Source organism: Streptomyces sp. NPDC001709 (assembly GCF_053596375.1).
In genome coordinates, this window is sequence record NZ_JBSFGB010000033.1 from 1 (window position 1) to 12,179 (window position 12,179).

Sequence of the window (12,179 nt, forward strand, 5' to 3'; positions counted from 1 at the left end):
CCCACGAACACGAGACCAACCACTACGCTCAACACCAGCCCCAACCGGCGGCTGGAGCCAACACATAGAGCCTCCACCGACCCCGGAGCGCTTCAGTCACCGTAGAGTGATCGCTGTTGGATGCGGCCCGACGGGCTTCCCTCAGGACATGCCCCCACCCGCACGAGTTTCTCGTGCCCTGGGGGATGTCCTCGTGCTCCTGCTGCAGCTTCCTGCGGTGGACCTTCTCAGACTTGATCAGCGGCGCCTGCTGCTGTCCCATCTGGCGGCGCGCTGGCTGTCTTTCAATGAAAAGGAAGCCAGCGAAGGAGAGAAAGCAGCCTGGAAGGAAAGCCTCATCCAGCTCGCCACCGACCTGATATCTGCGGGGCGTGGCGATGTGCGCATGCTCGTGGAATGCAAGCCTGAGGGTGCTGACGCACCGGTGGATGTGGTTCTGGTGGGGCGGCACCCGGAAACGGACCGGGAGTCCGTCCTGCTTGTGGAACTCAAACGATGGAGCTCGGTCTCGCGCAGCGCCGAGAAACCCGAAAGGGTAGTTGTGCCCGGTTTGTCGTCCCCCAAGTCGCGTCCCAGCGATCAGCTCAAGGCCACGTATGACTTCTTCACCGGCGACGAGGGCCCGCTGAAAGGCATGCAAATCGAGTACGCGGGTCTCTCCTACCTGCACAATGCGCGCGATTCCGATGTGGCCCCTTTGTTCTCCGCTCACGCCTCGACGGGACCGCATGCGTTGACCGTCACAGCCGACACACGCGCCGATCTCCTCGACGACCTGCGGGAACGCTTTGCGGAGAACGGGAGCGCCTCTGCGGCGGAGAGGGTCCTGCAGCGGCTGGCGATCCGGAACACGCCACTGCTGGCCGCCATGATGTCGTCGCGAGGCGAAGACACCGTGTTCACACTGCGAGGCGAGCAGCGTCGGGTCTTCCGGGATATCCGTATGGCCGTCGAGCGCCTCTCCGGGGACGAGCAGGGTGCCGTCTTCATCGTGGAAGGCGGGGCCGGGAGCGGCAAGAGCGCGATCGGCCTGGAATTGCTGGAGCACTTCTCGGCCGCGGGGCGAAAGGTCAAGTACGCCAGCGGCTCCCGCGCGTTCGATGCCGCGATGAGGAACCACGTCGGCTACGGGGACGGGGAGTTCCAGGACAGGTTCGCGTTCTTCAGCAGCTTCATAACCCCACCGCAGCCGCCGCTGGATCTGCTCATCTGTGACGAGGCACACCGCCTGCGTGAGCGCTCGACGTCCCGTTACCTGCCGGAGGAGCAGTGGGGGAAGCAGCCACAGGTGGACGACCTTCTGGACGCCGCCCGCGTGACCGTCTTCCTGCTGGACGGAAGCCAGGTCGTACGCCCGAACGAGGTCGGGACCGCAGGACTGATCAGGGATGCCGCGGAGACCCGTCACATCACCCCCAGAATGTACGAGCTCCACAAACAGTTCCGCTGCGGAGGCAGCGACCGTTACCGGGACTGGGTCCACGATCTCCTTGGTATCTCCGACCGCGAACCGGACGTCTGGATACCCGACGGGCTCATGCACGTAGAGGTGGCGGACAGCCCGGAGGAGCTGGAGCGGATCATCCTGGAGGAGCACGAGGCAGGAGCGAGCGCCCGCATGGTTGGTGGTTTCTGCTGGCCCTGGACGCCGCTCCGAGAGGACAGGACGTTGGAGCCGGACGTGCGCATCGGGGACTGGCACAGGCCGTGGAACGTCAAAGGGGACAGGCCCGGCGCGCACGACGAGCCTCCCGCCAAGCTCTGGGGCGTACGGCGCGAGGGCGTGGAGCAGATCGGGTGTGTCTACACCGCACAGGGGTTGGAGTGGGACTGGTGCGGCGTGATCATGGGTGACGACATGGTCTGGCGACAAGACCACTGGGAGTACCGACGCGCGACACTCACTCGCGACAAGGAGCGCGGTGTGTGGCGGGTGCGGACGCCGGGCTCGGCCGACGAGAGCATCCGGTCCAGGAGCAACAAACGCTTCGACGAATGTGTACGCAACGCCTACCACGTACTGCTGACTCGGGCCAGCCGGGCCACGGTGCTGTATTCGACAGACGCCGAGACGCAGGCGTATCTCAAGCAAATGGTCGGTCCGGTTGAGGACGCGGGTCTGCGCCCCACGTGGCACAGCCTGCCGCCCGAGGCGCGCGGTGTGCGGCTTCCGCCGGTCCCCAAGCGCAGGCGCAGGAGAAGGAAGCGCCCGAAGGCCGACTCGCAGGATTTGCAGTTGAGCTTCGACTCCCTGGGCTGACGGCTGGTTCAGTGGTGGGGTCCGAGGACCCCACCACCCTGCGGCTACAAGCCGCAGACCCGTGCTGCCGTCTGCACGACGCTCCACAACGCCTTGGCCACAAGGCCAGCGGCGATGCGGAGCGCGAGCTCGCGGTACCACGCGCGCTGCATCTGTGCGTTCTTGTCGGAGGCGATGCTCATGCAACAGCCCTTCTGCAGAGGCCGCGAGGTAGCCCCCCGCTGAGGCGGTAGAAGCGGTCCTGCCCTACCGGGCGGTCCACACCACCGAAGTGGCGTCCACGAGGGATGCGTTCCACTGCCGAGCCTCTTCAGTCCCGACCACACCTTCCGAAGAAGTGAGGCGGCGCGAGTCAACCGTAACTCAGCTCAGGTGCTCACGGTGTGACTTGCCGTTCGTCCGGTTCGCTTCGGCGGTGCCAGATGGGCCTCGACCCCGATCACTTCTGGTCCACAGGCCGCTTCGACGTGCTCGGGCGGCATGCACCGGTGAGGAACGACCGAGATATACCTGGCCCATCCCCCGGCACCGATCCGGGCACGCAGCGTGTACTCGCCGATCTCCGCCGGGTCGTCCTCCCGCTGTGGTTCCACGGTCGTTGGCCTCGCCCTCGGTCGCGTCAGGTCTCGCGGGCAGTCTGGTGAGCGGGCGGGGACGCGGTGGCATGCGCCGTATCGACGAGGGATTCGGTCCTGGTGATCGCGGTCGTCAACGAGTCGGTGTCGGTACCGCTCGCCTCCATGAGGATGGCGTCGACCGAACGCAGCCCGGCCCGTTCCAGCAGCCGCTTCTCGTTCGTCACCCACTCTCCGCGTGCCGCGAGTACGCCGTGCGCGGCCTGGGCGGCGGCCGTGGCGATGGCACCGGCGGTCTCCGTGAGGCGGCCGTGGGCGGCGTGGTTGGCCTTCGCATAGGCGAGGGTGGCGCGGGCCGTGGCGTGCCAGTGGCCGGCGGCGGCGAGGCGCAGCTTGGCCGGGTACCGCGCCGGGCGGGGCAGCTCGCCGTGCAGGACCTGGTTGACGGCGAGTTCGGCCACCAGCAGGTAGGTGGGGATGCCGGCCAGGTGGAAGAGCAGGGGCTCCACCCGGAAGCGGCCCTCCTCCGCCTCCGCCAGCTCGTGCTCGACCACGTCCAGGTCCCGGTAGTGGACGTCGACCCGGCGGCCCTCGACGGTCAGCCAGGCGCCGCCGTTGAACACCCCGCCGCCCCAGTCGCCGATGCCGGACACCTCCCCTTCCCAGCCGACGGCGCGCAGGTCGTCCGGGTCGAAGGCGCCGCGGTAGTAGATCGCCAGGTCCCAGTCGCTGTCGGGGCGGTGGGTGCCCTGGGCCCGGGAGCCGCCGAGGGCGACCGCCCGGACGGTGGGGAGGGCGGCGAGGCGGTCGGCGGTGCGGGCGAGGAAGCCGGCTTCGGAAGACTGGGGCATGCCCTCAGCCTGCCGCAGCCATCCCGAAGTCCGCTCCCGAGATTTCCGCGAGTCTCTCCGCGATGCGCCGCAACGGCTCGCGCAGCGCCGCGAGATCGGCCCGCATATCCGCCCGCCTGCGGCCAGGCGGGTTCGTGGTCGAGCGGCGCGACGTCGGCGGGGCGGCGGGCCTCGTACGCGGCGAGCCCGGGGTGCCAGGTGGTTTACGACTGCCGCCTGAGGCCCGCTCCCGCCCTGCGGGCGACGTGTCGGGCACTCCTGCGGCATCGGGGAGCCGGAGGGGCCGGCCAGCAAGACCGGGGTGCTCGAACGCGTGGCGCGCGAGGAGGGCCGACGGGTGGAGAGCACGTACGCCGACATCTGCGCCGTCGGTGTCCCGGCAGCGGGGGCGCCCTGAGAATTCGGATGCGGGCAGGGCCGTGCCAGACCGATCATCAGGAGGTTGTCCCCTGCCGCCGTAGGAGTAGCCCGCATGATCCAGCGCGTGACCGTTCCAGCCCTCTTCCCGCCGCCCCGCTATTCCCACGCCTCCGTCGTCGAGGCCGGGACGAAGCTGGCCTTCCTCGCGGGGTCCGTGCCCCTCGACGAGAAGGGGGAGATCGTCGGCCCGGGTGACCCGGTACGGCAGGCCGAGCAGGTGATCACCAACCTGGAGGAACAACTGCGGGCCGTGGGGAGCGACTTGGCGCATGTGGTCGTCACGGACGTGTACGTCGTGAGCGGTGAGCCCTCGGTGCTGTCCGCGGTGTGGGATGTCGTGGAGGCCTCCGGGCTGAGTGCGGGGCCGCACTCGTCCACGCTGCTCGGCGTGGCCTGCCTCGGCTACACCGGACAGCTGGTGGAGATCACGGCCACGGCCGTGGTGCCGGAGCGGCAGGAGGAGGACCGGTGACGGACGCGGTCGTGCTGCGCCGCGCCGGGGCGGCGGACGCCCGTGCCGCCGCCGATGTGTATCTGCGGTCCTTCGACACGGCCCTGCCCGGCGTCGTGCGGCCGCACACCGACGACGAGGTGCGGGAGTACATCCGGGATGTCGTCGTGCCGTTGCGGGAGACCTGGGTGGCGGAGGCCGCCGGCGGCGGTGTCGTCGGACTGATGGTGCTGAACGGGGAGTTGCTGTCCCAGCTGTATCTGGACCCCGAGTGGCGGGGGCGCGGCATCGGCGACCGGTTCGTGGCACTGGCCAAGGAGCGCAGCCCGGGCGGGCTGACCCTGTGGACCTTCCAGGTCAACAAGCCCGCCCACCGCTTCTACGAGCGCCACGGCTTCACGGCCGTGGAGTTCACCGCCGGCAGCGGCAACGAGGAGCGGGAGCCGGACGTGCGGTACGTCTGGCGGCCACAGCAGTGATCACGGCTCAGCGAGATGGCCGCCCCCACCTCCTCCCCTTGGGCAGCGGCTTCGCGTAGCTGCCCGCCCGGCTGGTGGTCAGGCGGTTACGGCAGCCCGGCCGCTTCCGCCGCCGTGCGCAGCACCTCGCGCAGCATCTCCGAGGTGAGCCGGCCGGTGAAGGTGTTGCGCTGGCTGACGTGGAAGCAGCCGAAGAGGTCCAGGCCGTCGAGTGCGACCCGGGTGCCGTGGGCGAAGGCCGGGCGGGGCCGGGGCACGGTCCAGCCCGCCTCGGTGAACGCGGGCAGCGCGGCCTGCCAGCCGAAGGCACCGAGCACGACCGCGGCCTTCAGCGTCGGGCGCAGCAGCCTCAGCTCCTGGACCAGCCAGGGGCGGCAGGTGTCGCGCTCGCCGGGGGTCGGCTTGTTGGCGGGCGGTGCGCAGTGCACCGGCGCGGTGACGCGGACGCCGTACAGCTCCAGCCCGTCGTCGGCACTGACGGAGGTGGGCTGCGAGGCGAGCCCCACGTCGTACAGCGCCTGGTAGAGCACGTCTCCGGAGCGGTCGCCGGTGAACATCCGGCCGGTGCGGTTGCCGCCGTGCGCGGCGGGAGCGAGCCCGATGATCACGAGTCGGGCGTCGGCAGGACCGAAGCCGGGTACCGGGCGCCCCCAGTAGGTCCAGTCGGCGAACGCGGCCCGCTTTGTACGAGCCACCTCCTCGCGCCACGCGACCAGCCGGGGGCAGGCCCGGCAGTCCGCGACGCGCCCGTCGAGCCGGGCGAGGGGGCTGCTGTCGTCCATACGGCCACCGTATGCCTGCAGGAGCTCAGGTGAACGCGGCACCCGGCGCCATGAACGCGGTTGCCCGCCACACCCGCAAGACGGCCGTTGCCACCGCAGGGGCGGACGGCGCCCCCGAAAAACGCCTCCGGCTCGCCCGGCCGAGGGCGTTAAGGTCGGGACATGGCTTCCGAGGATGCGGACGAGAACGTGAACCGTGGGACCGGCGGACCGGGCGGGACCGGCCCCGACGCGACCAGCCCCGACACGCAGGATGCCCAGATCGCCCCGGACGCCCAGGTCACCAAGGGCTCCGACGCCTCCGCCGACCAGCCCGCCGATCCGAAGATCGCCGCCGCGGTGGCCGCCGCCGAGGCCGCGGGGCCGGCCAAGGGTGAGACGGTCCGGATCGACAGCTGGATCTGGGCCGTGCGTCTGATCAAGACGCGTTCCCTCGGCGCCACCGCCTGCCGGGGCGGCCATGTCCATGTGAACGGCGACCGGGTGAAGCCCGCCTACTCCGTGCGCGTCGGCGACGAGGTGCGCCTGCGGCACGAGGGCCGGGAACGGATCGTGATCGTCAAGCGCCTGATCCGCAAGCGGGTCGGCGCGCCCGTCGCCGCCCAGTGCTACATCGACAACTCCCCTCCACCCCCGCCCCGCGAGGCCGTCGCCCCGGCCGGCCTCCGCGACCGAGGCACCGGCCGCCCCACCAAGCGTGACCGCCGCGAACTGGAACGCCTCCGGAGCCTCGACGGCCCCGGCGGCTTCGGGGCCTTCGGCGCCGCCGCAGCCCCCGACGGCTTCGCCGGACTCGATGGGCCCGGTGGATCCAGTGGCCCGCGCGGGTCCGGGTCGAGCGGCCGCCAGGGTTCCGGTGGGCGCGGCTCCGGCGGGCGCCGCGGAACCGGCAGGCGCGGTGGATCCGAGTCCGGCGGGAGCGGGGGGCGTTCCCAGGGACGGTGACCCGAAGGCGTACCCCACAGGCACCCACCAACCCCGTCGACCGGACCTCACACCCAGCCGACATGGACCCGGGTCCGGCGGGAGCGGAGGGCACCCCGAGGGACCGTGCCCCGAAGCCTTACCCCACAGGCACCCACCAACGCCGTCAATCGGACCGCCACACCCGGCCGACATGGATCCAGGGCCAGCGGGAGCGGAGGGCACCCCGACGGACCATGACCCGAACGCGATACCCACAGGCACCCACCAACGCCGGCAACCGGACCGCCACACCCGGCCCACATGAGTCCCGGTCCGCCCGGCCGACAAGCGTCGCCGCGGGCCGTGACCGGAAGGCTCACCCCACAAGCGCCCGCCGATACCGCCGACCGGACTCCCGCGCCCGGTCGGCGGTGTCGGTGTCGCTCGTCAGGGTCACCGCCGCCGTACCAGCCGCAGCAGCTCCGCGTTGTGCCCGCGCCGGGCCCAGGCGATCAGGGCGAGCGGCACGATCAGGATCAGCGGGGTCGCGGCGTACTGGCCGTCGAAGACCGTGAGCTGGACGATGAACGCGCCCACCATGAGCGCACTGAGGGCGATCGCCGCCACGGACTGCAGCACAGGGATCAACAGCGCGACGGCTCCGGCGAGTTCGAGCGCGCCGATGGTGTACATGGCCCCGGTACCCCAGCCGATCTTGTCGAAGGACTCGACGGCCGAAGGGTGCGCGATGAGCTTGGGCAGTGCGCTTGCGATGCCGTAGAACAGCGCGAGCAGCACCTGCACGGTCCGCAGCGCGATCCGGGCCGCGCGCCTCCGGCCGCCGGCGGAGGCGACGGGAGCGGTGGGGACGACGGGAGTGGTGGTCTCGGACATGAGGGTCTCCTGGGGAAGCGGTGCCCGTTGCTTTCACCTGGGTAGACCCGGCACGATCCGGAAACTCATCGCTCTTCGGCCGTCCGGTGTGACTGAGTGCCCGCTATGCCTTCGGTATCGCCCGCACCCATGTCCCGTCCGGTGTCAGATACGCGTCCACCTCCAGCCCCGCTTCCTCCAGTGCCGACTCGAACTGCTCCTTCGTCAGGGGCCGGGCCAGGAATGTCTGGGTCCAGACCGCGTCCGGGAACACATACTCCGCGCGGACCGAATTCACCCCGTCTCCGGCGGGCTCCACCAAGGCGATCCGCACGGTGAAGCCGCTCGGGTCGACGCGTTCCCTCGGGACGTTCCTGTGGTAGTCCGCGCCCTCCCGCTGGATGAGCACACAGCCTCCGTCCGCGACATGGCCGGCGCAGGTGCGCAGCATGCCCCTGCGGACCTCCTCGTCACCGGCGTGCACAAGAAACGAGGCGAGTATCACCACGTCGAACTTCTCGCCGCCCAGGTCCAGCTCCTCGATGGGGCTGCATATCGTGCGCGCCCCGCGGACCCGGCTCAGCATGTCGGCGGACTCGTCCACCGCCGTGACCGTGAAACCGCGCTGGAGCAGGGGGTGGGTCACGCGGCCCACTCCGCTGCCCAGCTCCAGGATGTGTGCCCCGGCCGGTACCGCCCCCGCGATGACGTCTGGCTCGGCGCCCACCGGCAGCCGTGCGTACAGCTCGACCGCGCAGCCGTCCGGGGTGATCGCACCGGGTCCCGTGCCCTCGTATCCCTCACGCATTTCGACCGTCATGTCCGAACAACGGCCCGCCTCCGCACGCCCGTTCCCGTTCGACACCGGTTCACCCGTTCGAGTTACTTCGCGGGGCCCGCGGCGATCACGGCTGTGGGGCGGGGGGAGTTGGTTCGGTCCGGAACGGGAACCAGCCGCGCCCGATGAACCAGTGGCCGCCCGCCCGCAGATGGTCCCCCACGGCCCGTTCCACGGCTGTGCGGCGCGGCAGTTCCGCGACCGGCAGCTCGGGGTCGCCGAAGACGAACTGGACGGGGTCGGTGTCGGACGGCTCGGTGTCCTCGCGGGCGGTGCGGAACCGCTCCTGGAAGCGGACGATGTTGGAGTCGGCGGGCAGGTAGCGCTTCAACTGCGGGTCGAGCAGCCAGGAGTGGCACAGCGCCGCCACCGGCCGCTCCTCGGGGAAGTGCACGGCGAAGAACTCGCGGGCCCACGCCAGGGAGCGGTCGCAGGCGGACGGGGTCAGCGGGCCGTGGAAATCGGGTATGTGCAGGTTCAGGCAGGGTGTGCCCGCGACCGCGTCCAGTCCGGCCGCCGCGATCACGGGTGCCGTGCGCTGCCCGAGCCGCGCGCGCTCGTACTGCAGCCGACCCAGCTGGAACAGCTCGCCCCGGAAGTGACGGACGAGCCAGCGCCGCGAGTGCACGCCGGTCGTGCCGTGCCGTCTGCGGTGCACCGCCATCTGGCGGCCCAGGTCGGCCAGGGTGCGCCGGGAGATCTCGGCCGGGATGCCGCGGTCCCGGTGCCGGGCGAGGGTGCGCGGGAGCGCGGCGACGAAGACGTACACGGCGAAGGTGCCGGTCAGCTCGGTCGGCGCCGCGGCGAAGAGCTCGGCCAGGTCGGGCGTGCGGCCGGTGTCCTCCGGGTCGCGGAACAGCTCCTCGACGCTCTCTTCCAGGAGTCTCAGCGCTCCCGGGTCGCCGGTCAGCAGGCGCCGCCGGGCCACCAGTTCATTGATGTCCTCGTGCGGCACGGCCAGGTCGAGGAGCAGTTCGGGCAGGTCGTCGGCGTCCGGCAGCAAGGGGTCCCCCTTCGACGAGCGGCGGACGAGCGCCGTTGGTGAACGTCGTCGGTGAAGAGTACGTTGCGAGGAGGAGTGGTGGTCCGATGCGTACGGGCAGTGAACCGGCGACCGCGCGCAGTGCTCTGCGGGCGCGGTTCTGGCTGTGCGTGTGGGGACTGGTCTGGGCGGTCTTCGGCACGGCGGCGTTCGCGCTCGCCGGGCGCCCCGGCTGGGCGGCGGCCTGCGGGGTGCTGTGGCTGGTGGTCACCGTGGACATGACCATGGTGCTCAGGCACATCCGGCAGGGTCCGCACTACCAGCCGGGCCGTGACGTACCGCCGTACCCGCCGCCGGAGAACGGACCGCCGTTCCCGGGGCCACCGAGGCATCGGCATCCATGAGGACGACACACGCGGGTGAGCGGCGCTCAGTCGTTCACGGCGCTCAGCCGGCTCGGTGGTCGGCTCAGTCGTCGAAGCGTGCCGCCTTCAGGTACTGCGGGTTGGGGTCCAGCGCGGCCGCGAGCCGGAAATGACGTTTGGCCTGGTCGGGACGGCCCTGGCGTTCGTAGGTGCGGGCCAGTGCGAAGTGCGCGAACGCGTTGTCCGGCTCGCGCTCCAGCACGATGGTGAACTCCAGCTCGGCGGGCCGCAGTTGCGCCGCGGCGAAGAACGCACGCGCGCGGAGCAGCCGGGCCGCGGTGTTCTCCGGGTGGGCGGCGATGACTCCGTCGAGCAGCTTCACCGCGCCCCGCGGATCCCGCGAGTTGAGCAGATGCTCGGCTGCGCGGAAGTCGATGACATGCGTTTCCGGACTACGTCCGGTGGAACCGCTGGTCTCGGGCACGGCAGAGTCCTTCCCTCACTTCAGCGTTTCAACGCCCGCGGAGGGGGCCGCTATTCCGCGGAACCCTCGCGAGCCCGCCGTACGAGGTCCTCCCACACCTCGGCGACGCGCTTGTGCAGCGCGTCCAGGGGTATGTCGTTGTCGATCACGATGTCCGCGATCTCGCGGCGCTGTTCGCGGGTGGCCTGCGCGGCCATACGCGCGCGTGCGTCCTCGTCGGTCATCCCGCGCAGCCGGACCAGCCGGTCGAGCTGGGTCTCGGGGCTCGCGTCCACGACGATCACGAGGTCGTAGAGCGGCGCCAGGCCGTTCTCCGTGAGCAGGGGGACGTCGTGGATCACGACGGCGTCGTCGGCCGCGGCCTCCTCCAGCTCACGGGAGCGGGCGCCCACCAGGGGGTGCACGATCGCGTTGAGGACGGCGAGCTTCTCGGGGTCGGCGAAGACGATCGCGCCGAGTCGGGGCCGGTCCAGGCTGCCGTCCTCGGTGAGGACGTCCTCGCCGAAGGCCTCGACCACGGCGGCGAGGCCGGGAGTGCCGGGCGCCACGACCTCACGCGCGATGCGGTCCGCGTCGATCAGCACCGCCCCGCGCTCCACGAGCAGCCGCGACACCTCGCTCTTGCCGGCGCCGATCCCACCGGTCAGGCCCACTTTCAGCATGAGCGCCAGCTTAGGCGCTGCCACTGACAACCGGACCGGCGGAGCTCAGTTGTCGCCCTCGCGCTCCGCCAGGAACCGCTCGAACTCGCGCCCGATCTCGTCCGCCGACGGGATCTCGACCGGCTCGGCGAGCATGTTGCCGCGGGTCTCGGCGCCCGCGGCGGCGTCGTACTGGTGCTCAAGGCCCTGGACGAGCGCGGTGAGCTCCTCGTCGCCCTCCTGGATCTGCCGGTCGATCTCCGTCTGTGTGCGGTGCGCGTCCGTGCGCAGCGAATGCGCGACTCCAGGAAGGACCAGTCCGGTGGCGGCGGTGATGGCCTCCAGGACGGTCAGGGCGGCGTCCGGGTACGCCGAGCGGGCGATGTAGTGCGGGACGTGCGCCGCCACGCCCAGGACGTCGTGCCCGGCCTCCATCAGGCGGTACTCCACCAGGGACTCGGCACTGCCCGGCACCTGCGCCTCCTCGAAGGGGCTGCGGTGGCCCGGGACCAGGTCGGTGCGGTTGCCGTGCGGGGTGAGGCCCACCGGGCGGGTGTGCGGGACGCCCATGGGGATGCCGTGGAAGTTCACGGACAGGCGGACGCCGAGCCGCTCCACGATCTGCTGTATGGCCGCCGCGAACCGCTCCCACTCCACGTCCGGTTCGGGCCCGGACAGCAGGAGGAAGGGGGCGCCCGTGGTGTCCTGGACGAGACGGACCTCGATGGCCGGGACCTCGTAGTCGGTCCAGCGGTCCCGCTTGAAGGTCAGCAGGGGCCGACGGGCCCGGTAGTCCACGAGCCGGTCGTGGTCGAACCGGGCGACGAGCTGATGGGGCAGGGAGTCGAGCAGCCGGTCGACGATCTGGTCTCCGGTCTCGCCCGCGTCGATGTATCCGTCGAAGTGGTAGAGCATGACAAGGCCGGCCGACTCCTGGGCGAGCGCCATGTCGACAACGGCGAGGCCCTTCGGCTCCCATGCGTACAAACCCTGCGGATCAAGCACTGTGACCGCTCCTCCTCGTGTTCGTCATGAACAACGCGCCCTGAACCGGGGGCATTCCCGAAACCGGCCACTGATCAGGGCTCTCGTGCGAGGCGCCTTGACGCCTCGTCAGCATCGTGATCGACACGGCCAAGGGAGTGATCGCCGACGGCGTCGGCACGGCCTCGCCATGGAGGGCGTGCACTTCCGCAACTCCAGCACGGACGGCGTGATCAGGCATCCGAAGATCTACGACACCGGAGACGACGGGGCGGCCGGTCCCACCCA

At 70.9% G+C, this 12,179-nt stretch carries 14 protein-coding genes and 1 pseudogene; 6 read left to right on the forward strand and 9 right to left on the reverse strand.

Annotated features, from left to right (window positions below; translation table 11 throughout):
• Window positions 1–193: 193 nt before the first annotated feature.
• Entirely contained in the window at window positions 194–2,260 is a 2,067-nt protein-coding gene (locus tag ACWC0C_RS35825; RefSeq protein WP_450868433.1) for a DUF2075 domain-containing protein, read from the forward strand.
• A gap of 44 nt (window positions 2,261–2,304) precedes the next feature.
• On the opposite strand, the gene ACWC0C_RS35830 is transcribed toward ACWC0C_RS35825, so the two are convergent.
• On the reverse strand, window positions 2,305–2,442 hold the full coding sequence (locus tag ACWC0C_RS35830; protein WP_449195953.1) for a hypothetical protein: 138 nt from the start codon (window positions 2,440–2,442) through the stop codon (window positions 2,305–2,307).
• A 437-nt stretch (window positions 2,443–2,879) separates the two neighbouring features.
• Window positions 2,880–3,686, reverse strand: a complete 807-nt coding sequence (locus ACWC0C_RS35835) for a nucleotidyltransferase domain-containing protein (protein WP_450868435.1) — start codon at window positions 3,684–3,686, stop codon at window positions 2,880–2,882.
• Window positions 3,687–4,158: 472 nt separating this feature from the next.
• Here ACWC0C_RS35835 and ACWC0C_RS35840 point away from each other — a divergent pair, with 472 nt between their 5' ends.
• Together ACWC0C_RS35840 and ACWC0C_RS35845 are read left to right on the forward strand one after the other, a co-directional pair.
• Window positions 4,159–4,578 carry a RidA family protein gene (locus ACWC0C_RS35840; protein ID WP_450868437.1) on the forward strand — a complete coding sequence of 140 codons (420 nt, stop codon included), beginning with the start codon at window positions 4,159–4,161 and terminating at the stop codon, window positions 4,576–4,578.
• Entirely contained in the window at window positions 4,575–5,036 is a 462-nt protein-coding gene (locus tag ACWC0C_RS35845; protein ID WP_450868438.1) for a GNAT family N-acetyltransferase, read from the forward strand. Before ACWC0C_RS35840 ends, ACWC0C_RS35845 begins: the two co-directional genes overlap by 4 nt.
• An 86-nt stretch (window positions 5,037–5,122) precedes the next feature.
• Here the strand turns inward: ACWC0C_RS35845 and ACWC0C_RS35850 are convergent, their stop codons facing one another.
• Window positions 5,123–5,818: a uracil-DNA glycosylase gene (locus ACWC0C_RS35850; RefSeq protein ID WP_450868439.1), complete on the reverse strand. Its 696-nt coding sequence runs from the start codon at window positions 5,816–5,818 to the stop codon at window positions 5,123–5,125.
• Between the two features lie 162 nt (window positions 5,819–5,980).
• On the opposite strand from ACWC0C_RS35850, the gene ACWC0C_RS35855 reads away from it, so the two are divergent.
• On the forward strand, window positions 5,981–6,763 hold the full coding sequence (locus ACWC0C_RS35855) for an RNA-binding S4 domain-containing protein (protein WP_450868440.1): 783 nt from the start codon (window positions 5,981–5,983) through the stop codon (window positions 6,761–6,763).
• Between the two features lie 414 nt (window positions 6,764–7,177).
• Here ACWC0C_RS35855 and ACWC0C_RS35860 read toward each other — a convergent pair whose 3' ends face one another.
• The 3 genes from ACWC0C_RS35860 to ACWC0C_RS35870 all read right to left on the reverse strand — a co-directional run bounded on the left by ACWC0C_RS35860 (window position 7,178) and on the right by ACWC0C_RS35870 (window position 9,438).
• Window positions 7,178–7,618 (reverse strand): DoxX family protein, encoded by a 441-nt coding sequence (locus ACWC0C_RS35860; RefSeq protein ID WP_449195959.1) that lies wholly within the window; start codon window positions 7,616–7,618, stop codon window positions 7,178–7,180.
• A 103-nt stretch (window positions 7,619–7,721) separates the two neighbouring features.
• Window positions 7,722–8,405, reverse strand: a complete 684-nt coding sequence (locus tag ACWC0C_RS35865) for a class I SAM-dependent methyltransferase (protein ID WP_450868441.1) — start codon at window positions 8,403–8,405, stop codon at window positions 7,722–7,724.
• A 97-nt stretch (window positions 8,406–8,502) separates the two neighbouring features.
• Entirely contained in the window at window positions 8,503–9,438 is a 936-nt protein-coding gene (locus tag ACWC0C_RS35870; RefSeq protein ID WP_450868443.1) for an acyltransferase domain-containing protein, read from the reverse strand.
• A gap of 86 nt (window positions 9,439–9,524) precedes the next feature.
• Here ACWC0C_RS35870 and ACWC0C_RS35875 point away from each other — a divergent pair, with 86 nt between their 5' ends.
• On the forward strand, window positions 9,525–9,821 hold the full coding sequence (locus ACWC0C_RS35875) for a DUF6343 family protein (protein ID WP_450868445.1): 297 nt from the start codon (window positions 9,525–9,527) through the stop codon (window positions 9,819–9,821).
• Between the two features lie 64 nt (window positions 9,822–9,885).
• On the opposite strand, the gene ACWC0C_RS35880 is transcribed toward ACWC0C_RS35875, so the two are convergent.
• Genes ACWC0C_RS35880 through ACWC0C_RS35890 form a run of 3 tightly spaced genes read right to left on the reverse strand, consistent with a single transcriptional unit; the run spans window position 9,886 to window position 11,912 of the window.
• The gene (locus tag ACWC0C_RS35880; RefSeq protein WP_449195963.1) at window positions 9,886–10,266 is read right to left on the reverse strand and encodes a tetratricopeptide repeat protein; all 381 of its coding nucleotides are present in this window, start codon (window positions 10,264–10,266) and stop codon (window positions 9,886–9,888) included.
• Between the two features lie 50 nt (window positions 10,267–10,316).
• Complete coding sequence (gene coaE, locus ACWC0C_RS35885) at window positions 10,317–10,928, reverse strand: dephospho-CoA kinase (protein ID WP_449195964.1); 612 nt, start codon at window positions 10,926–10,928, stop codon at window positions 10,317–10,319.
• 45 nt (window positions 10,929–10,973) lie between these two features.
• On the reverse strand, window positions 10,974–11,912 hold the full coding sequence (locus ACWC0C_RS35890) for a PAC2 family protein (RefSeq protein WP_449195965.1): 939 nt from the start codon (window positions 11,910–11,912) through the stop codon (window positions 10,974–10,976).
• A gap of 113 nt (window positions 11,913–12,025) precedes the next feature.
• Here ACWC0C_RS35890 and ACWC0C_RS35895 point away from each other — a divergent pair.
• Window positions 12,026–12,162 (forward strand): annotated as a pseudogene (locus ACWC0C_RS35895) (right-handed parallel beta-helix repeat-containing protein); the annotation flags it as partial.
• Between the last annotated feature and the right edge of the window lie 17 nt (window positions 12,163–12,179).